Origin of the sequence: Nonomuraea sp. NPDC050786, from assembly GCF_040654115.1 — a bacterium.
Lineage (GTDB): Bacteria > Actinomycetota > Actinomycetes > Streptosporangiales > Streptosporangiaceae > Nonomuraea.
In genome coordinates, this window is record NZ_JBFAHJ010000003.1 from 395370 (window position 1) to 421555 (window position 26186).

20 protein-coding genes are annotated in these 26186 nt (G+C 70.5%); 10 read left to right on the plus strand and 10 right to left on the minus strand.

Translation table 11 applies throughout. The annotated features are described in order from the left end of the window. Nucleotides 1-79 precede the first annotated feature (79 nt). Nucleotides 80-3085, minus strand: coding sequence for a GNAT family N-acetyltransferase (locus AB0H84_RS09425; RefSeq protein WP_357600675.1), 3006 nt, complete (start codon nucleotides 3083-3085; stop codon nucleotides 80-82). Nucleotides 3086-3253: 168 nt separating this feature from the next. Between AB0H84_RS09425 and AB0H84_RS09430 the strand changes: the two genes are divergently transcribed. Together AB0H84_RS09430 and AB0H84_RS09435 are read left to right on the plus strand one after the other, a co-directional pair. Then, nucleotides 3254-4147 (plus strand): sugar kinase, encoded by an 894-nt coding sequence (locus AB0H84_RS09430; RefSeq protein WP_357600678.1) that lies wholly within the window; start codon nucleotides 3254-3256, stop codon nucleotides 4145-4147. Nucleotides 4148-4302: 155 nt separating this feature from the next. Further along, nucleotides 4303-4536: a hypothetical protein gene (locus tag AB0H84_RS09435; RefSeq protein ID WP_357600680.1), complete on the plus strand. Its 234-nt coding sequence runs from the start codon at nucleotides 4303-4305 to the stop codon at nucleotides 4534-4536. Here the strand turns inward: AB0H84_RS09435 and AB0H84_RS09440 are convergent. Beyond that, entirely contained in the window at nucleotides 4529-6634 is a 2106-nt protein-coding gene (locus AB0H84_RS09440) for a RecQ family ATP-dependent DNA helicase (protein WP_357600683.1), read from the minus strand. The two genes, AB0H84_RS09435 and AB0H84_RS09440, sit on opposite strands and share 8 nt — an antisense overlap. Nucleotides 6635-6681: 47 nt before the next feature. Then, nucleotides 6682-7506: a TauD/TfdA family dioxygenase gene (locus AB0H84_RS09445; protein WP_357600686.1), complete on the minus strand. Its 825-nt coding sequence runs from the start codon at nucleotides 7504-7506 to the stop codon at nucleotides 6682-6684. Between the two features lie 393 nt (nucleotides 7507-7899). Between AB0H84_RS09445 and AB0H84_RS09450 the strand changes: the two genes are divergently transcribed. Both AB0H84_RS09450 and AB0H84_RS09455 read left to right on the plus strand, forming a co-directional pair. After that, the gene (locus AB0H84_RS09450) at nucleotides 7900-10413 is read left to right on the plus strand and encodes a DNA topoisomerase IV subunit A (protein ID WP_357600689.1); all 2514 of its coding nucleotides are present in this window, start codon (nucleotides 7900-7902) and stop codon (nucleotides 10411-10413) included. Nucleotides 10414-10545: 132 nt separating this feature from the next. After that, entirely contained in the window at nucleotides 10546-13590 is a 3045-nt protein-coding gene (locus AB0H84_RS09455) for a glycoside hydrolase family 3 N-terminal domain-containing protein (RefSeq protein WP_357600692.1), read from the plus strand. Between the two features lie 59 nt (nucleotides 13591-13649). Here the strand turns inward: AB0H84_RS09455 and AB0H84_RS09460 are convergent, their stop codons facing one another. Further along, the gene (locus AB0H84_RS09460) at nucleotides 13650-13871 is read right to left on the minus strand and encodes a VOC family protein (protein ID WP_357600985.1); all 222 of its coding nucleotides are present in this window, start codon (nucleotides 13869-13871) and stop codon (nucleotides 13650-13652) included. 40 nt (nucleotides 13872-13911) lie between these two features. Between AB0H84_RS09460 and AB0H84_RS09465 the strand changes: the two genes are divergently transcribed. Beyond that, nucleotides 13912-14475: a thioredoxin family protein gene (locus AB0H84_RS09465; protein WP_357600695.1), complete on the plus strand. Its 564-nt coding sequence runs from the start codon at nucleotides 13912-13914 to the stop codon at nucleotides 14473-14475. 16 nt (nucleotides 14476-14491) lie between these two features. On the opposite strand, the gene AB0H84_RS09470 is transcribed toward AB0H84_RS09465, so the two are convergent. Further along, entirely contained in the window at nucleotides 14492-14809 is a 318-nt protein-coding gene (locus AB0H84_RS09470) for a hypothetical protein (RefSeq protein ID WP_357600698.1), read from the minus strand. A 139-nt stretch (nucleotides 14810-14948) separates the two neighbouring features. Between AB0H84_RS09470 and AB0H84_RS09475 the strand changes: the two genes are divergently transcribed. Further along, complete coding sequence (locus AB0H84_RS09475; protein WP_357600701.1) at nucleotides 14949-15443, plus strand: carbonic anhydrase; 495 nt, start codon at nucleotides 14949-14951, stop codon at nucleotides 15441-15443. A 377-nt stretch (nucleotides 15444-15820) separates the two neighbouring features. Here AB0H84_RS09475 and AB0H84_RS09480 read toward each other — a convergent pair whose 3' ends face one another. After that, entirely contained in the window at nucleotides 15821-17887 is a 2067-nt protein-coding gene (locus AB0H84_RS09480) for a DNA topoisomerase IV subunit B (RefSeq protein ID WP_357600704.1), read from the minus strand. A 247-nt stretch (nucleotides 17888-18134) separates the two neighbouring features. On the opposite strand from AB0H84_RS09480, the gene AB0H84_RS09485 reads away from it, so the two are divergent. Then, nucleotides 18135-18365, plus strand: a complete 231-nt coding sequence (locus tag AB0H84_RS09485; RefSeq protein WP_357600707.1) for a hypothetical protein — start codon at nucleotides 18135-18137, stop codon at nucleotides 18363-18365. Between the two features lie 128 nt (nucleotides 18366-18493). Here AB0H84_RS09485 and AB0H84_RS09490 read toward each other — a convergent pair whose 3' ends face one another. Then, on the minus strand, nucleotides 18494-19240 hold the full coding sequence (locus AB0H84_RS09490) for a GNAT family N-acetyltransferase (protein WP_357600710.1): 747 nt from the start codon (nucleotides 19238-19240) through the stop codon (nucleotides 18494-18496). Between the two features lie 110 nt (nucleotides 19241-19350). Between AB0H84_RS09490 and AB0H84_RS09495 the strand changes: the two genes are divergently transcribed. Together AB0H84_RS09495 and AB0H84_RS09500 are read left to right on the plus strand one after the other, a co-directional pair. Continuing rightward, nucleotides 19351-19686, plus strand: a complete 336-nt coding sequence (locus AB0H84_RS09495; protein ID WP_357600713.1) for a rhodanese-like domain-containing protein — start codon at nucleotides 19351-19353, stop codon at nucleotides 19684-19686. A 61-nt stretch (nucleotides 19687-19747) separates the two neighbouring features. After that, entirely contained in the window at nucleotides 19748-20494 is a 747-nt protein-coding gene (locus AB0H84_RS09500; RefSeq protein WP_357600715.1) for a peroxide stress protein YaaA, read from the plus strand. Nucleotides 20495-20830: 336 nt separating this feature from the next. Here the strand turns inward: AB0H84_RS09500 and AB0H84_RS09505 are convergent, their stop codons facing one another. The 3 genes from AB0H84_RS09505 to AB0H84_RS09515 form a co-directional block, all read right to left on the minus strand. Further along, nucleotides 20831-22489: an RNA polymerase sigma factor gene (locus AB0H84_RS09505; protein ID WP_357600718.1), complete on the minus strand. Its 1659-nt coding sequence runs from the start codon at nucleotides 22487-22489 to the stop codon at nucleotides 20831-20833. 242 nt (nucleotides 22490-22731) lie between these two features. Beyond that, a complete protein-coding gene (locus AB0H84_RS09510) occupies nucleotides 22732-24825 on the minus strand; it encodes a SpoIIE family protein phosphatase (protein ID WP_357600721.1) in 2094 nt (697 codons plus the stop codon). Between the two features lie 247 nt (nucleotides 24826-25072). After that, on the minus strand, nucleotides 25073-25636 hold the full coding sequence (locus AB0H84_RS09515) for an HhH-GPD-type base excision DNA repair protein (RefSeq protein WP_357600724.1): 564 nt from the start codon (nucleotides 25634-25636) through the stop codon (nucleotides 25073-25075). 154 nt (nucleotides 25637-25790) lie between these two features. Here AB0H84_RS09515 and AB0H84_RS09520 point away from each other — a divergent pair, with 154 nt between their 5' ends. Further along, nucleotides 25791-26015, plus strand: coding sequence for a hypothetical protein (locus AB0H84_RS09520; protein WP_185078019.1), 225 nt, complete (start codon nucleotides 25791-25793; stop codon nucleotides 26013-26015). The last annotated feature ends 171 nt before the right edge of the window (nucleotides 26016-26186 follow it).

Genomic DNA, 26186 nt, shown 5'->3' on the forward strand with positions numbered 1-26186 from the left:
AACGTCTTTTATCCAGGCATCAGATGGCACTTGGGTTCACTTCATTTGCCGCCATTCGCCGTCATTCGCTGAGAGCGGATCAGGAGAGTCTCCGAGGGCCGCCGTCGAGGCGCGGGCCGGCCGGAGTGCGCAGGGTGGCGCGGGCGCCGAGGATGATGACATTCGACTCGCCGACGAGCACCTGGTCCAGGTCCAGCCTGGCGACCTCCGGTAGGTCCCCGGCCAGGCGGCCGACGCGTACGAGGAGGTCTTCCAGGGCCTGCACGGCCACGGGCGGGTAGCCGTACTGGCCGAAGAGCAGGGGGGCCGCCCGCACGGAGCGCACGAGGGCGGCGGCGTCCTCACGGGTCAGGGGCGCCAGCCGGAACCCCTGGTCGAGCAGGAGGCGCGCGGTCACCTCGCCGAGCCCGAACGACACGACGGGGCCGAACGCGGGGTCCTCGACGGCGCCCACGACGGTCGGCACGGCGGGCTGCGGCGCCATCCGCTGGACCGCCAGCTCGACCTCCTGGCCCAGCTGGCCCGCGAACCCGGCGAAGGCGTGCCGCACCATCTCGGGGCCGGTCAGGCCGAGGCGTACGGTGCCCGCGCGGCGCGAGGCGCCGGGATCGGCCACCTTGAGCACCACGGGCCACCCGAGCCGCTCGGCCGCCTCCACCGCCTCGTCCGGCGAGCGCACCACCTCGGACGGCCAGACGGTCAGGCCGTAGCAGGAGAGCAACTCGGTGGCGTCGACCTCGACCGGCGGCCCGGGCTGCGCGAACACACCCGACGGCGACTCGTTGACGGCGCCCCGCGACTCGGCGGGAGCGGCCGCCGACCCGGCGGAAGCGGTCGTCGACCCGGCGGGGGGTGATGGCTCCGAGGTGCTCGGAGGGGCCAACTCGGTGGATGCGCCCGGCGACCGGCCCGAGGGCACGTCGGAGGAGCCCGCCGCCGTCGGGCTGGGACCACCCGCCACCTCAGCCGGAACGCTCGCCACACTCGCGGAGGCGTCCCTGAGGTCGTCCGGTGTGGATGACGGTTCGGCGGCCGGAGCGGACGGCGGTTCGGTGGCCCGAGCGGACGGCGGTTCAGCGGCCCCAGCGGGCGACGAACCCCGTGCGGCGGGGTGGGGGGCGGCGATGGACAGGGCTGTGCGGACCAGGTGCTTGGCGCGGGCCGTGTCGATGCCGTCGAGCTCCGGTGGCGGCACCGCCGGGTGGGCGCGCCACCTCGCATAGCGGACCACGTGGGCCAGCGCCCTGACCGCCTCCTCCGGCGCCGCGTACGACGGGATCGAGCCGCGCGACGGCGTCACCTCGCACCCCGGCACCCGGGTCCCGACGCGCAGCGACGGGTGCATACCCAGATGGCCCTGGAACGTCGCGAGCACCGGCTTGGCGGAGTCCTTGGAGACCCGTAGCAGCTCGGCCGCCACCTCGTCCGTGTCGCCGGGGATGGGCGGCATGTAGATCACGACGGCGGCGTCCACGTCGGGGGAGGCCAGTTCGCCGGCGAGCGCCGTACCGAACTCCGAGGCTCCGGCGGCGGGACCGAGGTTGACCGGCGGGCGCGGCTCCAGCCCGGCTGCCAGGCAGGAGTCGGCGGCGAGCAGGCCGAGCGCGTCGGAGTTGGTCACGAGCGCGACCCTGGGCCCGGCCGGCAGCGGCTGGTACGCCAGCAACTGGCCGACGTCGAAGAGCTGGATGAGGTCGTCGACCCTGATCAGCCCCGCCTGCTCGAACAGCGAGCTGATCGCCGAGTCCGGCAGGCCCAGCTCCTCCGCCGAGTGGCCGGCGGGCGTGCCGCCGCTCTTGACCACCACGACCGGCTTGCTCCGGGAGATGCGCCTGGCCAGCCGGGTGAACTTGCGCGGATTGCCGAGCGACTCCAGGTAGAGCAGGATCACCTCGGTCGAGTCGTCCTCCTCCCAGTACTGCAGCAGGTCGTTGCCGGAGACGTCGGCCCGGTTGCCTGCGGAGACGAACGACGAGATGCCCATGCCGCGCTGCGCCACCCGCTGGAGCAGCGCGGTGCCGAGCGCGCCCGACTGGCTGAAGAACCCCACCTTGCCCCGGCACGGCAGGGTGGCGGCGAGGGTGGCGTTGAGCTTGACGGCGGGGTCGGTGTTGGCGATGCCCAGGCAGTTGGGGCCCACGACGCGCAGCCCGTACGAACGCGCGATGCGGGCCAGCTCGTCCTGCCTGGCCCTGCCCTCCGGGCCCGTCTCGCCGAAGCCCGAGGAGACCACCACCAGCCCGTGGACGCCCTTCTCCGCGCACTCCTTGACCACGTCGACCACGCCCGAGGCGGGCACGGCCACCACGGCCAGGTCCACGTCGCCGTCGATGGCCCCCACGCTCGGATAGGCCCGCACGCCCGCCACGGCCCGCACCTCCCGGTGCACCGGATAGACGGGGCCGGTGAAATCGGCGGCCAGCAGGTTGCGGAGGACGGTCTGGCCGACCCCGCCGGGCTCGCGCGAGGCGCCGATGACGGCGACCGAGCCGGGGGTGAGCAGCCTGGCGATGGACCTGGACTCGGCCCGGTGCTCGCGCGCGAGCGTGACCTCCGTCGAGGTCTCGGTGGGGGTCAGGTCGAGCGTCATGCGTACGACGCCGTCCTCGAACTGGCTCTGGGCCGTGTAACCGGCCTGGCGCAGCAGGCCCGTCATGCGCATGTTGGCGGGCAGGACGTCGGCGACGAAGCGTTCGATGCCGTTCTCGCGGGCGGTGGCCGCCAGGTGCTCCAGGAGCACGGAGGCCACTCCCCTGCCCTGGTGCGCGTCCTCGACGAGGAAGGCCACCTCGGCCTCTCCCGGCCCGGTCCGGTCGTAACGGATGACGGCCACCATCTCGGTGCCGATGGTGGCGATCAGGGCGACGCGGTTGACGTAGTCGACGTTCGTGAACCGCTCGACTTCCCTGTCGGACAGCCGGGGCCTCGGCCCGAAGAACCGGAAATAGATCGACTCGTCTGACAGCCGCGAGTAAAAAGAGCGGAGACGGTCCGCGTCGGCGGGCTTGATCGGACGGACATGTGCCGTGCCGCCGTCGGCCAGGACGACATCGGCCTCCCAGTGGGCCGGATAGTGTGCCTCCACAACGACGAGGGTAAACCCGCATCCCACATGCCAAGACCCGAGCCCCTGTTGGACAACGCTTGTGCATCGACTGCAGCCCGGTGTCCTGGGACCGCCCCACGGGCAGCCCGGAAGCTGTTACTTTTGCCGTGGCCAGGCTCGTTCTGAAGGCAGCAAGGTGGTGACATCATGACGCGGGTCGTCGTGGTGGGCGATCTCATGACCGACGCGGTCGCGCGCGCCCGTTATGCGCTCGCCAGGGCGAGCGACACCCCGGCGATCGTGACCATGCACGGCGGCGGCTCGGGGGCGAACATCGCCTCGTGGCTGGCCGTCGAGGGCGCCGAGGTGGCCTTCATCGGCCGCAGGGGCGCCGACATCACGGGGCGCAACCGTGACATGGAGTTGATGGGCTACGGCGTCGACGCCCGGCTCGTCATGGACCCCGAGCGCCCCACCGGCACCTGCGTGGTGCTCGTCACGCACAAGGGCGAGCGGACCATGCTCTCCGACCCGGGCGCCAACGCGGCGCTGTCGCCCGAGGACCTGCCGCGTGACCTGTTCACGGGGGGCTCGCACCTCCATCTGTCGGGCTACACGCTGATCAACGAGGGCTCGCGTGACGCGGGCCTCGCGGCGCTCGACATGGCCAGGCGCGGCGGCATGTCGATCTCGGTCGACTGTGCCTCGTCCGCGCCTCTGGACCGCACGGGGGCGGAGCCGTTCCTGGAGTGGACCAACGGGGCCAAGCTGCTGTTCGCCAACACCGAGCAGGCCAAGGTGCTGACCGGGCGCGACGACGCCGAGGCCGCCGCCAAGGTGCTGACCGCGTGGTTCCCGCAGGTCGTCATCAAGATGAACGCCGAAGGCGCCCTCTGGTACAGCAACGGCCGCCCCGACCCGGTCCGCGTGGCCGCCGAGCCGGTCGACAAGATCGTGGACGGCACCGGCGCCGGCGACGCGTTCTCGGCCGGCTTCCTGCCGGCCTGGCTGGCGGGCAAGCCGCCGGCGGAGGCGCTCGCCTCGGGCTGCCGGCTGGCGGCGAAGGCGATCATGCACCTGGGCGCCCGCCCGCCGTTCTGACCGGCCCCGCCCCCCTTCTGGCCGGCCCCTCAGACCGTTCTGACCGGCCCCGCGCGCCAGGCCGGTCAGGCTTGAGCGTTGATCCCCTTGTGGGCGGCTCTGCGATGGCTATGGCGGCGAGCAGGTCGGGATTGAGCGCGACATGAGGGAGCCGGATGCAGGGCGTGCATCCGTCACGGCCGGGCGGTCCCACGTCGGTCGGCTCGTACGAGGTCACCGGCTTTCTGGGCGAGGGCGACCATGGCAGCGTCTACCTCGGCGTCTCCCCGGCCGTGCTCGTCCCGCCGGCCTGGACGAGCACGCTGCTGCTGCGCGGCCGGAACGCCACGAATGTCCACGTCAGCCCGGTCCATGGCGACTACGACCTGCTGACCATGGGCGTCAGGTAGTGGTGGCCAGCGCGAGCGGGAGCACCGCCGGGGCGCCCGCGTGCCGGATGAGGGCCGCAGCCAGCGTCATCGTCCACCCCGTGTCGACGCGGTCGTCCACGAGCAGCACCGGCCCGCCGCAGCCGGCGATGGACGCGCTCAGCTCCTTGGGCATGGCGAGCGTGGCCCGGACCGCCTGCACCCGCTTGGCGCTGTTGAACTGCTGCCCCGGCGAGCCCGCCCGATAGCCCAGCTCCCCCAGGTAGGCCAGCCGCCCCACCGACGCCAGCCGCTCGGCGAACGCGCGCACGAGCGCGGGCCGCGTCGCGGACGGAACGTTCACCACGGCGACAGGGCGCTCACGCCACTCCCAGGCCGACAGCACCTGCACCACGGCCTTGAACATGTCGTCGGCCATGGGCCCGTCGTCCCCGTTGAACAGCTCCCGCAGCCGGTTGCCCCACCCGATGTCGGTCAGCCGGCCGAGGGCCCTGCCGGGCTCGGCGCCCAGCTCGGGCTTGATCCGCCCGGACAGGTCGGGCAGCCCGGTCGGCCACTGCTTGCGTGCCTCGATCTCGACGCCCGGCCTGCTCAGCCGCCGGCGGGCGCTCTCGACGGCCTGCGTGCCGATCTCCGGCGAGCGGTGCCGCCCGGTGCAGTTGTCACAGCGCCCGCACGGCGTGGCGGCCTCGTCGTCGAGGTGCCTGCGCAGGAACTGCTCCCTGCACTCGGACGTCGTCAGGTACGCGAGCATGGCCTCCTGCTCGGCGCGGCGCTCGGCGGCGATGCGGGCGTAACGCTCGGCGTCGTAGGTCCACGGCTCGCCGGTGGCCTCCCAGCCGCCCTTGACCCGCCGGACCGCGCCGTCCACGTCGAGCACCTTGAGCATCATCTCCAGCCGGCTCCGGCTCAGGTCGACGGCCGTCTCGAGCGCCGGTGTGGACATGACGCCGCCCTCTTCGAGCGCGCGGAGCGTCGCCTGCACGACGGGCTCGGGCGGGAACGCCAGCGAGGCGAAGTACGCCCAGATCTCGCGGTCCTCGACCCCCGGCAGCAGGATGACCTCGGCCCGCTCCACGCCGCGCCCCGCCCGGCCGACCTGCTGGTAGTAGGCGACGGGCGACTGCGGCGCCCCCACGTGCACCACGAACCCCAGGTCCGGCTTGTCGAACCCCATCCCCAGCGCGCTCGTCGCCACCAGCGCCTTGAGCTTGTTGGTCAGCAGCGCCTCCTCGGCCGCCAGCCGCTCGGCCGGGTCGGTCTGCCCGGAGTAGGCGGCTACCTCGAAGCCCTGCTCGCGCAGGTATCCGGCGATCTCGTGGGCGGCGGCGACGGTGAGCGTGTAGACGATGCCGGAGCCGGGCAGCTCGCGCAGCGTCTGCGCGAGCCAGGCCAGCCGCTGCTCGGCGGTGGGCAGGCGGACGACGCTCAGGTGCAGGCTCTCCCGCTCCAACGGCCCGCGCAGCACGAGCGTGCCGTCACCGCCGTCGTCGGGCAGGCGCATCTGCTCGGCCACGTCACGGGTGACGCGGGCGTTCGCGGTGGCGGTGGTGGCCAGGACGGGGATGCCCGGCGGCAGCTCCCCGAAGAGCGTGGCCAGCCGGCGGTAGTCCGGCCGGAAGTCGTGACCCCAGTCGGAGATGCAGTGGGCCTCGTCCACCACCACGAGCCCGGCGCTCTCGGCCAGCTCGGGCAGGACGTTGTCGCGGAAGTCGGGGTTGTTGAGCCGCTCCGGACTGACCAGCAGCACGTCGACCATGCCGTCGGCGACCTGGCCGTAGACCTCCTCCCACGCCTCGGGGTTGGCGGAGTTGATCGTGACGGCCCTGATGCCGGCCCGCTCGGCGGCGGCGATCTGGTTGCGCATGAGCGCCAGCAGCGGCGAGACGATGACCGTGGGACCCTCGCCCAGCTCGCGCAGGAGCGCGGTGGCCACGAAGTAGACGGCCGACTTGCCCCAGCCGGTGCGCTGCACGACGAGCACCCGCCGCCGGTCCACCACCAGGGCCTCGATGGCGGCCCACTGGTCGTCGCGGAGCACGGCGTGCTCGCCCGCCAGCGCCCGCAAGCGCTCCTCGGCCTCTTCCCGCAGCATCGCCACATCAGGGGCTTCAATCATTCCCCCTTGTTACCACGCTCCCGCGGCCACCATGACCGTCCTCGCGGTCAGGCGGGATCGGCGTGCTCGGGGAAGGCGTTGATCGTGACGCGGTGCATGCGGCGGCGTTCGGTGTAGTCGGCCACGGCGTAGTGCTGTGTCGGCCGGTTGTCCCAGAAGGCGAGGGTGCCGGGCCGCCAGCGCAGGCGCACCTGGTACTCGGGTGAGCGGATGTGGTCGACTAGGAGCGGCAGCAGCGCCTCGTTCTCGCGGTCCGTCAGCCCCACCAGGCGCGTCGTGGAGGCGCGGTTGACGAACAGGGCCTTGCGGCCGGTCTCCGCGTGCACGCGCACCACCGGGCGCTCCACCGGCGGCCACTTCGCCTGGATCTCGGCCAGATCGAACGGGTGGCCCTTCGCGATCGCCTTCTTCATCGACATCGTGATGTCGTGCACGGCCGTCAGCTCGTCGCACAGCCGCTGCAGCCAGGGCGAGAGCGTCTCGTACGCCAGGTACGTGTTCGCCCAGCACGTGTCCCCGCCCACACTGGGCAGCTGGACGCAGCGGAGCAGGGAGCCCATCGGCGGAGTGGGTTCGAAGGTGTTGTCGCTGTGCCATTCGTCCCCGCCCTCGCCCTTGGGAGAGGTCTGGTCGAGGACGTGGATGGGGCTGGCGGAGTCCTTCTTGAAGGCGGGGTGGTTGAGCGTGCCGAAGTTCAGGGCGAACTGCAGGTGCTGCTCGTCGTCGATGTGCTGGTCGCGGAAGAACAGCACGAGGTGCTCGAGCCAGCCGGCGCGCAGGGCCGCGACCTCTTCCTGCGACAGCGGCTTGCGCAGATCGACCCCGGTGACCTCGGCGCCGATGTGCTTGGTCACGGGATGGAACTCGATCATGACGCCTCCGTGAGAGCCGTATCCTCGTGCCGCGAACGTAACACCAAGCAATTGCTTGGTCAAGAGAGTGGGTCGGCGGCGCGCATCGAACACGTATGCGATAAGCGACCGGCATCGAGTATCATCTTGACGTCGGCGCAATGCTCGGCCATCGGCGAGGAGGTGCTGCGGTGACGTGAGCGCCTTCACCCGCCGACGTATGAGGCGCGATGGATACGTCACAGTGAACGTCGCTCGTGCCATCATCTCCAGGGGCAAACACCCCGCAACCCGCCGCCTCAGCCGCCGATCTGACGCTTCTCCAGCGAGCTGACGGATACGGTTACAGCACAAGGACAGAAGGAGGATGCGCTTCCCCTCGGCGCGACGGCCGAGGTAGCCGCGCAGCACAAGATGGCCCGACGCACGACTGCACCCCCTACTGAGGACTTCGAGGAGCGGATCGTCGACATCGACGTCACCTCGGAGATGCGCACCAGCTATCTCGAGTACGCGTACTCGGTGATCTACCAGCGTGCCCTGCCCGACGCGCGTGACGGCCTCAAGCCCGTGCAGCGGCGCATCCTCTACTCGATGAGCGAGATGGGCCTGCGGCCCGACCGCGGGCACGTCAAGTCGTCGCGCGTCGTCGGCGACGTCATGGGCAAGCTGCATCCCCACGGCGACAGCGCGATCTACGACGCCCTCGTACGCCTGGCGCAGCCGTTCTCCATGCGCCTGCCGCTCGTCGACGGCCACGGCAACTTCGGCTCCCCCGACGACATGCCCGCCGCCATGCGTTACACCGAGGCCAGGCTGGCCCCGGCGGCGATGCTCATGGTCGAGTCGCTCGACGAGGACACCGTCGACTTCAAGCCCAACTACGACGGGCAGGAGACCGAGCCGGTCGTCATGCCGTCGGCCTTCCCCAACCTGCTGGTCAACGGCACGAGCGGCATCGCGGTCGGCATGGCCACCAACATGGCGCCGCACAACCTCGTCGAGGTCGTGGCCGCCGCCCGCCACCTGATCAAGAAGCCGGACGCGTCGCTGGACGAGCTGATGACGTTCGTGCCGGGTCCGGACCTGCCGACGGGCGGCTCGATCATCGGGCTCCAGGGGGTGCGCGACGCGTACGAGACCGGGCGCGGCACCTTCCGCATGCGGGCCAGGTGCACGGTGGAGCAGATCACGCCGCGCCGCAAGGGCATCGTCGTCACCGAGCTCCCCTACAACGTCGGCCCCGAGCGTGTCGTCACCAAGATCAAGGAGCTGGTGACGGCCAAGAAGCTGCAGGGCATCGCCGATCTCAAGGACCTCACCGACCGCCACAAGGGCCTGCGGCTGGTCATCGAGATCAAGAACGGCTTCATCCCCGAGGCGGTCCTCGAGGAGCTCTACCGGCTGACGCCGATGGAGGAGACGTTCGGCATCAACAACGTCGCCCTCGTCGACGGCGAGCCCCGCACGCTCGGGCTGCGCGAGATGCTCCAGGTCTACGTCGGCCACCGGCTCGAGGTGGTGCGCCGCAGGTCGGAGTTCCGGCGGCGCAAGCGCGAGGAGCGCCTCCACCTGGTCGACGGCCTCATCATCGCCCTGCTCAACATCGACGAGGTCATCCAGGTCATCCGCGCCTCCGACGACTCGGCGCAGGCGCGCACGCGGCTGATGGACGTGTTCGACCTGACCGAGATCCAGGCCGCCTACATCCTGGACACGCCGCTGCGGCGGCTCACCCGCTACGACAAGCTCGAGCTCGACCGGGAGAAGGAGACGCTGAGCGAGGAGATCGCGCGGCTCAACGAGATCCTCTCCTCGGAGACCAAGCTCCGCCAGGTGGTCTCGGGCGAGCTGGCCGACGTGGCGAAGAAGTACGGCACGCCGCGCCGCACCGTGCTGCTGGAGGCGCCGGGCGTCACCCGCACCCCGGTCGTGGACCTGCAGGTGGCCGACGACCCGTGCCTGGCGCTGCTCTCCTCGACCGGCCTGCTGGCCCGCACCTCCGACGCCACGCCGCTGCCGGGCGAGGGCGAGCGCTCGGCGCACGACGTGCTGGTGTCGGTCGTCAAGACGTCCGTACGCGGTGAGGTCGGCGTGGTGACGTCGCTGGGCCGGTTGATCCGAGTCCAGGTCGTGGACCTGCCGACGCTGCCCACCACGGCCAATCCGCCGTCCCTGTCGGGCGGGCACCCGGTCTCCGAGTACGTCTCGCTGCAGCCCGACGAGAAGGTGGTCGGCCTGGGCTCGCTCGACCCCGACAGCCCCGGCCTGGCCCTGGGCACGGCGCAGGGCGTGGTCAAGCGGGTGGTGCCCGACTACCCGGCCAACCGCGACGACTTCGAAGTGATCACGTTGAAGGACGGCGACAGCGTGGTCGGCGCCGTCGAGCTCGTGTCCGAGTCCCACGACCTGGTGTTCATCTCCTCCGACGCCCAGCTCCTGCGCTACCCGGCCTCGCTGGTGCGCCCGCAGGGCCGCCCGGCGGGCGGCATGGCGGGGATCCGGCTGGACGGCGGCGCCCGGGTGATCTGGTTCGGGGTGGTGGATCCCGAACGTCCCGCGCACGTGGTCACGGTCGCCGGCTCCTCCACGGCACTGCCCGGCACGCAGGTGGGAGGCGGCAAGGTGTCCGACTACGCCGAGTTCCCCGCCAAGGGCCGGGCGACGGGCGGGGTGCGGGCCCAGCGCTTCCTGAAGGGCGAGGACGAGCTGCTGCTGGCCTGGGCGGGTCCGGCTCCGGCCAAGGCGGTCTCCAACGTGGGCAAGCCCGTGCCGCTTCCGGAGGAGCTGGGCCGCCGGGACGGCTCCGGCGTCCGCCTCACCCACACCATCGGCGCCGTCGGCGGCGCTCTCGCCTCGACCCCCGAATCCCTGCTCACGGAGGTCACGGCGGCGGCCCCGGCCGCCTCGGAGGACGAGCAAGCATAGTCATGACGCTGCACCGGGCGGGGGCCGGACTCTTTCACGGGTCCGGCCCCCGCCCGGTGTGGCGCTGTTATGAAATGCCTCCGGGCGCCGATCTCTTCTGAGAGAGCGCTCTCTTCGCCAGCCGGAGGTACCGTGTCCCGATCCAGACCCCCGTTATGGGCGGCCCTTGCCCTGGTCGCGTCCCTGATCGTCACGCCGCACGCCGCCGTGGCGGCCGAGCCGGGCACCATCACCGACTTCGAGTCGGACGCCGTTCCCACCGGCGTGTACGCCTGGGGCAACGACGCGGCCTCGACGCCCGCGCTCACGATCGAACCGGGCCAGGATCGGCCAGGGGCGGCGGAGAGCAACCGGGTGCTCAGGTCCGTCTACCACGTGAGCCAGTGGGGCGGCTGGTCGCACGATCTGGCCGCCACGCAGGACTGGTCCCCGTACGAGGGCTTCTCCTTCTGGGTGAAGGGCGCCGGCTCAGGCCAGAAGATCTTCTTCGAGATCAAGGACGGCGGCGCCGGAGCGGGCGCCGCCGAGCTGTTCGAGTCGTCGTTCACCGACGACGCGGCGGGCTGGCGGCAGGTGAAGGTGCCGTTCTCGAGCTTCACCAGGCGCACCGACTACCAGCCGGGCGGCGCGCCCACCGACGGTGAGCTGGATCTGGTGGCCATGTGGGGCTACTCGATGCGGCTGCCGACCGCGCAGGGCACGCTCGAATGGGACCAGGTCGAGCTCTACGGGACGGCGCCCCCGCGCCCCGCCAGGCTCTCCACCGACAGGCCCGTCTACCCGGTGAACGAGCAGGGCGAGGCGAAGGTGGTCGTCACCGTCACCACCGCCGCCGGCCGCCCCCTGCCCGCCGACCTGGCCGTGACCTACCGGACCGGTACGGGCACCGCCACCCCCGGCAGCGACTACACGCCCGCCGAGGGCACCCTGACGTTCCCGGCGGGAACGGCTTCCGGGGCCGCCAGGTCGTTCACGATCAGGACGCTGAAGGACGGCCAGGACGAGGTCGCCGAGACCATCCCGATCGAGCTGTCCGGCGCCGGGACCAGGCCCCCGGCCGAGGCGCCGGTCGTCGTGATCAACGCGCACGGCCTCCCGTACGTGAACCCCCGCAAGCCCGTCAAGGAGCGCGTGGCCGACCTGCTCCAGCGGATGACGCTGGAGGAGAAGATCGGGCAGATGACGCAGGCCGAGCGGAACGCGCTGGGCAAGCAGAGCGACATCGCCACGTACGCGCTCGGCTCGCTCCTGTCGGGCGGCGGCTCCGCACCCACGCCCAACACGCCGCAGGCGTGGGCCGACATGATCGACGGGTTCCAGCTCCAGGCGCAGCGGACCAGGCTCCAGGTGCCGCTGATCTACGGGGTGGACGCGGTGCACGGCCACAACAACGTGACCGGCGCGACGATCTTCCCGCACAACGTCGGCATGGGCGCCACCCGCGACCCCGAGCTCGTGAAGCGGGAGGGCGAGATCACCGCGCGGGAGGTGAAGGCGACCGGCATCCCGTGGGACTTCGCGCCGTGCCTGTGCGTGTCGCGCGACGACCGCTGGGGCCGGGCGTACGAGTCGTTCGGGGAGGACCCGGCGCTGGTGTCGCGGATGGCCACGATCATCGACGGCCTCCAGGACCACGGCGTGCTGGCCACCGCCAAGCACTACGTCGGCGACGGCGGCACCGCGTACGGCTCCTCGACGAGCGGCGACTACACCATCGACCAGGGCGTCACCAAGGTCGGCCGGCAGGAGCTGGAGGCGGTTCACCTGGCGCCGTTCAAGGAGGCGGTCAGGCGGGGCGTGGCCACCGTCATGCCGTCGTTCTCGAGCGTGGACCTCGGCGACGGCCCGCTCAAGATGCACGCCCACAAGGAGCTGATCACGGACGTGCTCAAGGGCCGGCTCGGCTTCACGGGGTTCGTGATCAGCGACTGGCAGGCCATCGACCAGATCCCCGGCGACTACGCGAGCGACGTGCGCACCTCGATCAACGCCGGACTGGACATGATCATGGTGCCGTACGCCTACCCGGCGTTCGAGAGCACGCTCAAGGCCGAGGTGGAGGCCGGGCGCGTGCCCGTGCGGCGCGTGGACGACGCGGTCGCGCGGATCCTGGCGCAGAAGTTCCGGCTGGGGCTGTTCGAGCACCCGTACGCCGACCGGTCGGGGATCGGCGACGTCGGCTCCGCGGCGCACCGGGCGGTCGCCCGCACGGCCGCGGCCAAGTCGCAGGTGCTGCTGAAGAACGACGGCGGCCTGCTGCCCCTGCGCCGCGACGCCAAGGTCTACGTGGCCGGCTCGAACGCCGACGACATCGGCAACCAGACCGGCGGCTGGACGATCAGCTGGCAGGGCTCGTCGGGGCCGATCACCCCCGGCACCACGATCCTGCAGGCCATCCGCTCCCGTGCCGCCTCGGTGACCTACTCGAGGGACGCCTCCGCCGGCCTGTCCGGGCACGACGTGGGCGTCGTGGTGGTGGGCGAGACACCGTACGCCGAGGGCCAAGGGGACGTGGGCCGCGCCGGCCGCACCCTGAACCTGGCCGCCGCCGACCGGGCGGCGATCGACAAGGTGTGCGGGGCGATGAAGTGCGTCGTCCTGGTCGTCTCGGGGCGTCCGCTGCTGCTCGGCGACCTGTCCGGCGTCGAGGCCGTGGTGGCCTCCTGGCTGCCGGGCACCGAGGGCGACGGCGTGGCCGACCCGCTGTTCGGCGCGCTGCCGTACACCGGGCGGCTGCCGTTCACCTGGTTCCGCTCGGCGGAGCAGCTGCCGATCAACGTGGGCGACGCCGCGTACGACCCGCTCTGGCCGTACGGGTGGGGCCTGCGCACGGACCGGCCCCGTGACCGGCTCAAGGCCGCACGCGACCGGCTGGCCTCCGGCGACGGCCTCTCCAAGGCCGCGGCGGCGGTCCTGACGCTGCCTGTCCGCGGCTGGAACGCCGACGGGTCGGTACGTGACGCGCGCGCCGTCCTGGCCGCCCTGGGCACGGCCGCGGCGCTGCTCGAACGGTCGAAGACCGACACGTACGCCGTGGACGACGCCGTCGTCTCGGTGGCCAGGGACATCGCGCAGAGCGCGGGCAGGCGTCCCGACCTGCAGGCGTCGGCCGACCACGAGCTGGCGGCGGGCAACCTGCGCAAGGCGGTGGACCTGCTGGCCCAGGCCGCCCGCTGAAACGACGGGGGCTGACCCCGCGCCGCGCGGGGTCAGCCCCTCTTCCCGGGACTCTTCCGCTAGTCCCTGCAGAGGCAGAACGGGTGCCCGGTCGGGTCCAGGAACACCCGGAAGCTGTCGTCCTCGCTGGGCTGGTGCTCGTGCTTGGTCGCGCCGATCTCGAGCACCTGCTGCTCCGCCTTGTCCATGTCGGTGACCGTCAGGTCGATGTGGAGCTGCTGCGGCCGTTCGGCACAGTGGTGCGGAACTCCGCGATGCCTCTCACTCGATTCACCTCTCAGGTTCGTTTTGCCGGCACCACGTCAGACAAGAATGAATGCCATGGCTGCCAACTCCTTCATGGTGCCGCTGGGCACTCCAGCGCCCGCCTTCGACCTGACCGCCATCAACGGTGGCAGCGTGTCGCTCGAAGACCTCAAAGATTCACCCGCCACTCTGGTGGTCTTCCTCTCCAACCACTGCCCGTACGTGCGGCACATCGAGAAGGGCCTCGGCGCCCTTGCCGCCGACTACGGCGCCAGGCTGTCGATCGTCGCGATCTGCAGCAACGACAGCGTGAACTACCCGGACGATGATCCGACACACCTGGCGGAGCAGGCCGCCCGCGCCGGATTCACGTTTCCGTACCTGCTGGACGACACCCAGGAGGTGGCCAAGGCGTACCGGGCGGCGTGCACGCCGGACTTCTTCCTGTATGACGCGCAGCTGCGGCTCGTCTACCGGGGCGAGTTCGACGGGGCGAGGCCCGGCAACGCGCTGCCGGTGACCGGGGAGTCGCTGCGTGCGGCCATCGACGCCCTGCTCGACGGCCGGCCGGTGCCCGAGGAGCAGAACCCCTCGCTGGGCTGCGGCATCAAGTGGAAGCCGGGCAACGCACCCGCGTGATTCACGCCGTCGGCGGCTACTGGCCGGCGGTCGTGATGGCGGAGGGGAGCGCGAGCAGCAGTTCGTGCGGCTCGCCTCCCTGCCAGTGGCGGATCAGCCGGTCGCCCGCCTCCCCCGGGTCGAAGCCCTCACAACCCAGAGGCCCGAAGCAGCCCGCCTGGTCCAGCATGAGGATCAACGGGTCGTCGTCGGGCAGCCTGGCCGCGTAGGCGGCGGTGTCGAGGAGGGCCAGGGCTGTCCTGGCGTTGCGGCCCTCGTCCTTGGACTCCACGCGGTCGAGGCGGCGCCATGCCTGGGCACGGAGATACGCGGCGAGCGATTCGGACCTACTCACGACAGACCTTCTTCGATCACGTACAAAGGGCTACGACATCATCACGCAAAGTTAGGCGCTTTCGTGGGATGTTTGCCAACTCCCGCCAGTCGCGACCCCGTTCACCACCAGCTATGAGGCGCAGGGCATCATTTGTGGCATGAGTGCGTTCGACGACCTGTATGCCGCCAACGCGGAATTTGCCAACACGTTCGCGAACTCCGGGCTCACCGGCCGCGCCGCTCGCGGGCTCGCCGTGGTGACCTGCATGGACTCCCGCATCGACCCGCTCGGCCTGCTCGGCCTCAAGTCCGGCGACGCCAAGATCCTCCGTAACGCCGGCGCCCGGGTGACGGACGACGTGCTGCGTACCCTGGTGCTGGCCGTGTACGTGCTCGGGGTGGAGCGCGTGCTCGTCATGCCGCACACGGACTGCGGCATGGCCAAGGTGACGGACCCGGACGTCCATGCGCTGACCCAGGCACGCGGGGTGGACACGCGCAGCCTGGAGTTCCACACGGTGCCCGACCAGAACGAGGCGCTCCGCCACGACCTCACCCGGATCAGGTCCACGCCGTTCCTGCCTCAGGGGATGCCGGTGGCGGGCGCCATCTACGACGTCCACACCGGCCGCCTGGCGCCTGCGCCGTTCTGACCGTGCTGCCCGGTTGTGCGGACGTGAAGCACGACCGGGCACCCGTAACCCTGAGGTTCTGCCGGAAATGGCCCCCAGAGCCTGCCAGGGCGCCGAGAAGCGAGGCAATGGCTGCCCAGGCTGAATGACCGCTGTACGGGCCTGAGAGGCGCTCAGAGCCGTCTCAGGAGCCTCACGCGGTCTCCCACCACCTCTTCCGGCCCACAGGCCCGTGCTCGGCCGAGGAACAGCCGATCAACCACCACCACGACACCGTCCCCGAGCACGACGTCACCACCACGACACCGCCCCCCGGGCACGACGTCACCACCATGACGGCATCGCGGGCCAGGAACGCCCTGCCCTCAGCGGCTCAGACGTGCTCAGCGGGCGATCGCCTACGCGTCGATGTGGTCGCGGTCCACCTCGGCGGCGCTCTTGACGATGAACTCCCGCCGAGGCGCCACGTCGCTGCCCATCAGCAGGTTGAAGATGGCCTCGGCCTCTTGGACGTCCTCGATGCGGACCCGGCGCAGGATGCGGTGGCGCGGGTCCATGGTCGTCTCGGCCAGCTGGTCGGCGTCCATCTCGCCCAGACCCTTGTAACGCTGCACCGGGTCCTTCCACCGCTTGCCGCGCCGTTCGAGATCCCGCAGCACCTTCTGCAGCTCGCCGTCGGAGTAGCAGTAGATGTACTTCTCCTTGCCCCGCCCGGGGTTGGTCAGCTCGATGCGGTGCAGCGGCGGCACGGCGGCGAACACGCGCCCCGCCTCCACCATCGGCCGCATGTAACGGTGGAAGAGGGTCAGGAGCAGGCAGCGGATGTGCGCGCCGTCGACGTCGGCGTCGGCCATGAGGATGATCTTGCCGTAGCGGGCTGACTCGATGTCGAACGAGCGCCCGGAGCCGGCTCCGACCACCTGGATGATGGCGGCGCACTCGGCGTTCTTGAGCATGTCGCTCATGGACGCCTTCTGCACGTTGAGGATCTTGCCCCGGATCGGCAGCAGCGCCTGGAACTCCGAGTCGCGGGCCAGCTTGGCCGTGCCGAGCGCCGAGTCACCCTCGACGATGAACAGCTCGCTGCGGTCCACCGCGTCGTTGCGGCAGTCGACCAGCTTCGCGGGGAGCGCGGAGTTCTCCAGGGCGCTCTTGCGCCGCTGGTTGTCACGGTGCTCGCGGGCCGCGATGCGGGCCTTGGCCGCGGCGACGATCTTCTCGAGAACGGCGCGGAGCGGCTGCTTGTAGCCGCGCGGCGGGTTGGTGAACAGCTCCCTGAGCTCGCGGGAGACCACGTGGGAGACGATGCGGGTGGCCGCCGAGGTGCCGAGCACCTCCTTGGTCTGGCCCTCGAACTGCGGCTCCGGCACCCGGACCGTGACCACGCCGGTCAGGCCCTCGGAGATGTCGTCCTTGGTGACGGGGTCGTCGCCGTTCTTCAGCAGGCGGGTCTCGCGCAGCAGCTCGTTGATCGTGCGGACCAGGCCGCGCTCGAAGCCCGTCAGGTGGGTGCCGCCCTTGGGGGTGGCGATCACGTTGACGAAGGAGCGGACGGTCGACTCGTAGCCCTTGCCCCAGCGGACCGCCACGTCGACGGTGAGCTCGCGCTGCACCTCGGTGGGCGTCATGTGGCCCTGGTCGTCGAGGACCGGCACGGTCTCGTGGAAGTGGCCCTCGCCCTGCAGCCGCAGCACGTCGCAGATGGCCTCGTCGCGGGCCAGGAACTCGGTGAACTCGGAGATGCCGCCGTCGAAGCGGAACTCCTCCTCGACGCGCTCCTCCTGCCTGCTGTCATAGACGGCCAGGGTCAGGCCGGGCACCAGGAACGCGGTCTGCCGCAGCCGCACGTGGATCTCGTCGAGCGAGACCTCCGCGTCGGGCAGGAAGATCTGCTTGTCGGCCCAGAAGCGCACGCGGGTGCCGGTGACGTTCTTGGGGAGCGTGGCGCCGAGCCGGAGCCCGGACTTCTTCTTGAACTTCGCGTTGGGCCCGGGGCCGTCGAAGACGCCGGTGACGCCGCGGCGGAAGCTGATCTCGTGCACGCGGCCGTCGCGGTCGACCTCGACGTCCACCCGCGAGGACAGGGCGTTGACCACGGACGCGCCGACGCCGTGGAGGCCGCCGGAGGCGCCGTAGGAGCCGCCGCCGAACTTGCCGCCCGCGTGCAGCTTGGTGTAGACGAGCTCGACCCCGGCCAGGCCGCTCTTGGGCTCGACGTCGACGGGAATGCCCCGGCCGTTGTCGCGCACCTCGATGGAGCCGTCTGCGTAGAGCTCGACCTCGATGCGGTCGCAGTGCCCTGCGAGCGCCTCGTCGACGCCGTTGTCCACGATCTCCCAGAGGCAGTGCATGAGCCCGCGGCTGTCGGTGGACCCGATGTACATGCCCGGCCGCTTGCGGACCGCTTCAAGGCCCTCAAGCACCGACAGGTGACGAGCCGTGTAACCCGCCTCCACTAGCGTCACTCCAGCTCCCCTGGTCTAGGCATCGAACACGTGTGCGTAGCCTACCGTTCTTCCCGTACGCGCGCGTACAAGCTTGCCACGCCGACACGTTTGCCGTTACCAACCGGCTGATCGTCATTACTTTGGGACACATTCCGCTCTGGGCGTAGCGAGGGGGCGGTTGGGAACGTCCACGTCCGGTTAGATGTTGTTCCAAGTGACTGACGCCAGATCCTCGCTTCGGCGGGGGTGACCCGAAAGGCGATACGTGACTGGAGCTCTCGCCCCCGTTAAGCCGCTGACGGCCCTCGACCGCTGCGACCGCTGCGGCGCCCAGGCCTACATTCGCGCGACCCTGCCTGTGGGTGGGGAGTTGCTGTTCTGCGCCCATCACGGGCGTCAGCACATCGCAGCGCTGCGCGAAAAGGGCGCCGACATCCTGGACGAGTCGGCTCGACTCAGCGAAACCCCTTCAATTGCCCATAACGACGAGCGCTGAGGCAGCGCTGGTCGTGCTGAGATAACCACATATCGTGTCACACAGGACGGCGACCCCGGGCCACACCCGGGGCCGCCGTTCTGTGCGTCCGCGCCCCGGGAAACGCCCTCCGCGGCAGAGCGGGCGGGTCAGCGCACCCGGTAGTGATACCGGCCCGCGACCTCCAGGCCCTCGCCGCGATAGAGCGCCTGGGCCGCCAGGTTCGCGGCGGTGGTGACCAGGTAGGCGGATCCGGCGTCCGCGTGCCGCACCAGCGCGCGCAGGACCGCGCGGGCCAGTCCCCGGCGGCGGGCCTGAGGCAGGGTGGCCATGCAGTAGATCCCGAGCGTGTCGCCATGGGGCACTCCTGACACCTCCCTCCCCGGCGCTTTCGCCGGATCCCCCTGCGGCACGGCGCGCCCGACGGCGAGCGCCACGCCGTCCTCCTCGTACGCCGCGTACCACGCCGGCACCCCCGTGCAGATCCGCTCCGCGTCCTCGAAACCGCTGCCGTACCGGCCGTCCACGGCCCACCACGCCTCCAGCCAGCCCCGCCACGGCCGGTCCTCGATCCTCACCTTGTACGCGGGCGGACCGGCGGTGGGCGAACCGGCCATGACGACGGTCGGGTCGACCGGCTCGTAGCCTCTCCGCTCCAACTCCTCGTCCAGCCCGGGCGTGGCGTTCAGGCCCAGCGAGAAGACGCAGCGCTGCCCGCGCGCCGCGTAGAACGCCTCCGCCGCCTCGATGGCGCCGCCCAGGTCGGCGGGCTCGCCGAGAGCGAGCACGGAGTTGGCCCGCTTGGTCACACCACCGGCATGACGGAACACCCATCCGTCGTGGATGTGCTGCTCGTAGGCAGGCCAGGCCTCGTGGACAAGGAGGTCGAAATTCACCCGCGCAGCCTAACCGACCTCCAGAAGCCTCCTTGACCAACCGGACCGCAGTCCGATAAATTCCACAGCGCAGATAATCGGACCGCAGTCCAGTTAATTGGAGGAACGCCATGACCGCGCTCATCACCCGGGAAGAGCTCAAGGCCGCCATCGACGCCGGCACCGTCACAGTCATCGACGCGCTCGGCGGCGACTACTACGCCAAGCAGCACCTCCCCGGCGCGATCCCGCTGGTGGAGGCCGAGGTCGCCGACCGGGCCGCGCAGCTGCTGCCCGACCGGAACGCGGCGATCGTCACCTACTGCAGCAACCCCGCCTGCAACAACAGTCAGGCCGTCGCCACGCGCCTGGAGGGCTTCGGCTACACCCAGGTCCGCAAGTACCGCGAGGGCATCGAGGACTGGGCCGCGGCGGGCCTGCCGCTGGAGGGCGCGGCCATCGCCTAGCCGTACGGTGTCGAGATGCGGCGGTGAGAAGCCTCCTACCAGGAGCAATAAGGTAGGGGGCGTGCTGATCCTGTTGCCGCCGTCCGAGGGGAAAGCTTCTGAAGGCAGCGGACCGCCCGTCGGCGAGCTGTCTTTCCCCTCCCTCGACAAGGCCCGCAAGCGCGTGCTGAACGCGCTCATCCGGGCTTCCAAGCGCCGCGACGCCCTCGACGTGCTCGGCCTCACACCCGGGCTGGCGGGCGAGCTGGCCAAGAACGCGGCACTCAGAACGGCCCCCACCCTCCCCGCGGCCGGCCTCTACACCGGCGTCCTCTACGACAACCTCGGCCTCGACACCCTGGAGGAGGAGCCGAGAAGGCGGGCGGAGGAGTCGGTGCTGATCTTCTCCGGCCTGTGGGGCGTGGTGCGGATCACCGACCGCATCCCGCCGTACCGCCTCTCCATGGGCGTGAATCTGCCGCCCGTCGGCGGGCTGGCCGCGTTCTGGCGTCCACTGATCGCCAAGGAGCTGGATCGGACGCCGGGGCTGGTGGTGGATCTCCGATCGGCCACGTACGCGGGGGCCTGGCAGGCCGGTGAGCGTTCGGTGACGGTACGGGTGTTCCGCGACGGCAAGGTCGTCAGCCACATGGCCAAGGCGACCAGGGGCGAGATCGCCCGAGCCCTCCTACGGCACGACACCGAGCCCGGCACGCCTGACGAGCTGGCTAAGACCCTCGACGCCCTGGGCTACTCCGTCGACCTCACCGCACCCACGCGCGCCAAGCGCCCATGGACCCTCGACGTTCACGTCACCGAACCGTCCTGATCCGTTACCGTCCCGACCACGTTAAGCGCCGACCACCGCCGCCCAACACCTCACCGACCCGGCGCGGGCTGGTGGCCGGTGGGCGCGGCGACCGGCACAGGCGGGACACGCCACCGGCACCAGCATGAGCGCCACAACCGGCACAGGCGGGACACGCCACCGGCACCAGCATGAGCGCCACAACCGGCACAGGCGGGACACCCCAGCGGCACCATCGTCAGCCCCACACGAGTGCGGATGGGAGCGCGGCCGTAGCCGCCGCCGTAGCCGCAGTGGGGTGAAAAGCCGCCGCCCCGCGCCGGAAAGCTCCGGGCGGGGCGGCGGGTGGGGCAGAGGTCAGTCCAAGTAGTCCCGGAGGACCTGGGAGCGCGACGGGTGGCGCAGCTTGGACATGGTCTTCGACTCGATCTGGCGGATGCGCTCGCGCGTCACCCCGTAAACCTTGCCGATCTCGTCCAGCGTCTTGGGCTGCCCGTCGGTGAGACCGAAGCGCATCGAGACGACGCCCGCCTCCCGCTCCGACAACGTGTCGAGAACGGAGTGCAGCTGCTCCTGGAGCAGCGTGAAGCTGACGGCGTCGGCGGGGACGATGGCCTCGGAGTCCTCGATGAGGTCGCCGAACTCGCTGTCACCCTCCTCACCCAGCGGGGTGTGGAGCGAGATGGGCTCACGGCCGTACTTCTGGACCTCGACGACCTTCTCGGGCGTCATGTCCAGCTCGCGGGCCAGCTCTTCCGGCGTCGGCTCGCGGCCGAGGTCCTGCAGCATCTGCCGCTGGACGCGGGCCAGCTTGTTGATCACTTCGACCATGTGGACCGGGATGCGGATGGTCCGCGCCTGGTCGGCCATGGCACGCGTGATCGCCTGCCGGATCCACCACGTGGCGTAGGTGGAGAACTTGTAGCCCTTGGTGTAGTCGAACTTCTCGACGGCCCTGATCAGGCCCAGGTTGCCTTCCTGGATCAGGTCGAGGAAGAGCATGCCGCGCCCGGTGTAGCGCTTGGCCAGCGAGACCACGAGCCGGAGGTTGGCCTCCAGCAGGTGGTTCTTGGCCCGGCGGCCGTCCTCGGCGATCCACTCCAGCTCGGCCTTGACGTCGACCGGCAGGCCGTCGGCCTCCCCGCCGCCCAGCTGCTCCTCGGCGAACAGGCCCGCCTCGATGCGCTTGGCCAGCTCGACCTCCTGCTCGGCGTTGAGCAGGGGGACCTTGCCGATCTGCTTGAGGTAGTCCTTGACCGGGTCGGCCGTGGCGCCGGCGGCGGCGACCTGCGCGACCGGGGCGTCATCGTCGTCGTCGGAGAGGATGAGGACCTCGTCCTCAGTCTTCGCCGCCGCGGCGACGTCGGCGGCCTTGGGCTCGTCGTCGGAGTCGTCGTCGGAGTCGGAGTCACCCTCGTCGGAGTCGCCCTCGGCGACGATCTCCTCGTCGTCGACGTCGATGTCCTCGAGGTCCTCCAGCTCGACGTCGCCGTCGAGCTCGAGGTCCTCGTCGTCGTCCACGTCGGCCCGCGGGGCCTCGGGTGCCTTCGGCTTGGTCTCGGCAGGCCCAGCGCTCTTAGGCTCGGCCTTCTTGGCGGCGGCGGGAGCCGCGGCCTTCTTCGCCGCCGGAGCGGCCTTCTTGGCTGGGGCCGCCTTCTTGGCGGCCGGCTCGGCTTCAGCGGTGCCCACGACCGCGGTCACGGTCTCAGGCTGCTGCTCTTTGGCGGCCGCCGCCGTCTTGGTCTTGACGGGGGCGGCGGTGCGACGCTTTGCTGGACCACGAGACTTCTTCGGCGCAGCCGAATCCGCGGCGGTCACCACCACGGTCACGCCCTCTTTGCTGAGGTTCCGCAAGAACGCGGCGGCGTGCGACATGGGGATGTCCGCCTCCTCGAAGGCCTGACGAACATCCTCAGACTCGAGGAAACCCTGCGAGCGCCCACGCTCGAGCAGTCGCTGAATGACGGGCTCGTTCAGCTCTTGTGGCTTCGAGCGAGTCGAACTTGCAGGCGACACGAACACCTCTCGAACGAACGCGTGGCGACAATGGACCCAGATGCCCGCTGGGGGGCTGTTGCCTCTCTCGGAGATCGGTGAGGCCGTGCGGACCGCGACGGACCTGCACAGCATTGTGGCACGACCCCGCGCTCCATACGGCCACCTCCCGGCGGTTGACCTCCACCCTAGGCCGACCGAGACAGTAGTGCGTACGGAAGCGGGGCACTGATACCCGAAAGCAACCGTTATGACTGTTTCATTCAGTCACTCTTCGTGGCTGGCGGGACGTGTATAGCTAGCGCGGTAACGTCATCATCCTGTTCATATCCAGACAGCATCCGGTCAACCAGGAAGTCCAGCAACATATGCGGACTACTCACCACCTCAGGCGGCGCTTCGGTCACAACACTGCAAAGGTCTGCCAAACCCGCGTCCAATCCGCGCTTCCTGTTCTCCACGAGGCCGTCGGAGTAGAGCACGGCGGTGTGTCCGGGCGGCACCACGAACCGGAACTGCCTGCGACTGGTGGGCCAGCCTAGCGGCGTGCCCGGCTCCCCGTCGCTCAGGATCGCGGTGCCCTGGGGCGAGACCAGGACGGGTGGCGGATGTCCGGCCAGGGCCAGCGTGCCCTCGCCGGTGCCCGGCTCGACGACCATGTACGCCAGGGTCGTGACCTGCTCTTCCTCCTCCGTGGCCTCGAAGACCCGGTCGAGACCGGTGAGCACGGCCGCGGGCGGCGGGTTGGTCAGCGCCAGCGCCCGCATGGCGTTGCGGATGCGGCCCATGCCCGCTGCGGCCTTGACGCCCTTGCCCATGACGTCGCCGACGACCGCCGCGACCCGCCCGTCCTGCAGGACGAACGCGTCGTACCAGTCGCCGCCGACCTGGACGTGGCGGCTGCCCGAGCGGAAGCGCTGGGCCAGCACCAGGCCCTTGACCACGGGCAGGCGGTCGGGCAGCAGGCTGCGCTGGAGCGTCTCGGCGGTCTTGTGCTCGCGCTCGAAGAGCGTGGCCCGCTCGACCGCCAGCGCGCACTGGCCGGCCAGCGCCTCCAGGAAGACGCCGTCCTCCTGGGAGATCTTCTGTGGCCTGGTGAAGGAGAATCGGAGCGCTCCCAAGGCCCGCCCTGCGGCCAGCAGCGGCAGGCCCACCCAGGCGCGCTCGTCGCCGTGGGTGAGGAAGCCGGCCAGGACCTGCTCGTCGTCGCCCGCCTCGAGCAGCTGAGCCTTCAGCGACTCGGGCGACTCGGCGAAGACCGGCCTGCGGCTGTTGACCGCCATGGTCATCACGTTGGAGTGGGACAGCGGGATCTCGTCGCCGGTGACCCCGGAGGCCTCCAGGATGCCCTCGCCGTTGATCACCTTGAGCGCCGCGCGGTCGGGGTCGAGCAGCGCCACGGCCGAGCGGTCGGCGGCCAGAGCGGTGCGGCCGACGTCGATGATGACCTGCACCACCTGCTCGACCGTCAGCGCCTCGGCCAGCTGGGCCGTCGCGCCCTGGAGCCTGGCGGTGCGCAGGGCGGCGGCGCCGAGCTGGTCGGTCAGCCTGCCGCGCATCTCCTCGGCCTCGCGCTGCGGCGTGACGTCGGTGTTGGCGCCGACCCACTCGACGACCCTGCCGTGCCTGATGATCGGCACGGCGCGCACCTCGAAGTGGCGGTAACCGCTGGCGCGGGTGCGCACGCGGTAGTTCCACTCGAACATGGTGCGCCCGCGCAGCGCCTCCCGCCACGCCTCCTCGGTCTGCTGCCGCTCGTCGGGATGGACGACCTCCAGCCACCCGCTGGCCAGGTATTCCTCCAGGCCCTGGCCGGTGATGGCGCGCCACTGGGGCGCGTCCTCGACGACGGCGCCGGTGGGCGAGGTGATCCAGACCAGCTGCGACTGGGCCTCGACCAGCGAGCGGTAGCGCTCCTCGCTGCGGCGCAGCGCCTCCTCGGTCTGGCGGCTCTCGGTGACGTCCTGCCCGATCAGGGCGACCGCGCGCAGCTCGCCCGCCTCGTCGTGGACCGGCGAGAACGACAGCGACCAGTGCCGGGTGTCGCCCTCCGCCGACCGCACGCGCACGCGGCTCTCGGTGACCGGCGCGTCGCTCTCGATGACGGCCTGCACGGCGTGGGTGATGATCTGGCTGAGGTCGGCGGCGAGCACCTCGACGGGCTGCCGGCCGGCCAGCCGCTCGGCGGGCACGTTGACGACGTCGCTGAAGACGTCGTTGACCCGCTGGATGAGGCCATCGCCATCGAAGAACGCGAAGGCGAACTCGGCCTCCGACAGCATGCCCTTGAAGAGGGCGGAGTCTGAGATGTCCACATCCGACTCCCGGGGACGGGGAACGGAGGTCTCGGCGCCCATGGTCGGCACCTCCGTCGCGTGCCAGGGTCTCCCACGCGGCACATCTCCATAACTGTGTATCGGCGTAGCGCAGCTCCGGGCGACCGGATCCTGCAGTACATCATCGGCGATGGGCCGGTGCGGACGGAAGCCCCCGCCGCGGCTCGGTCGCCTTTAGGGTCTACGCATCCTGTCAAAGTCGCTCCACGTTGCGCAGCAAGATCAGGTTACAGCGCCAGATTGCCGGGAGCCGAGTCCCGGCCACCAACTACTTGGCCGCGCGCTTGGCCTCCTGCTTGGCGGCCCGTACGCGGGCCAGGCTGTCGCCGTCGACCACGTCGGCGACCGATCGGTGTGACCCCTCCTCGCCGTAGAGTCCGGCCGCCTCACGCCAGCCTGGCGGTTGGACCCCCAACTGCTTCCCCAGCAATGCCAGAAAAATCTGGGCCTTCTGCTTGCCGTATCCTGGCAGGGCCATCAGTCGTTTCAACAACTCTGTGCCGTCGGCCGCGTCGGCCCACATCTTCTCCGGCCGGCCGTCGTAGTGCTCGACGAGGTAGGCCGCGAGCTGCTGGATCCTGGCCGCCATGGACTTGGGATAGCGGTGGACGGCCGGCTTGCCGGCCAGCAGCGCGGCGAACGCCTCCGGGTCGTAGGAGGCGATCTCCCCGGCGGTGAGGTCGTGCCCCAGCCGCTGGGAAATCGTGTACGGACCCGTGAACGCCCACTCCATGGGAATCTGCTGGTCGAGGAGCATGCCGACGAGCAGGGCGAGCGGACTTCGGCCCAGGAGCTCGTCTGCCTCGCTCCGCTGGGCGAGCTGGATGCGCATGGAGACAGCTTCGCATGAATGGGCACCTGGTGAAGTGAACACAACCATCGCGGAGCCTTGACACTCGCCCGAGAAAAGGTGGAATGGGAGCGCAAGTCGCCCTGCAGACATTCCTGGGGGTTTGCCCCTGGGTCTCCAGAGGAATCTCACATCTATGCTCGCTCTGGCCACACGGTTCCTGCGGGAACCGGTCAGTCTCAGGCTGGCCGAAGAGTTCCTGACCGTGCCCGTGGACACGATCGACCGCTGCGTGGCCGACGTGTGCGCGTGTGCGCAGCATCTCGGCGTCTCCGCGACGCCGGAGATCGTGGAGCGCATCGCTCGCGAGCATCTGCTCGCGATCGTCAACTCAGCGCCTCCACCCCGAAGTTCCCGGTAAGACAAAGAAGGCCCGAAACTTCAGTTAAGTCCCATCCGGAAGTCCCCGATAACATCGGGGTCACCAGGCCGAGTTCTACGCACCGTTTACGCCTGGAATACGAGAGAGTGAGGGCGTGCGCCGACACCGACGAGATCCCCGGGAGAGCACCCCGCCAGACGACGTGTTCAA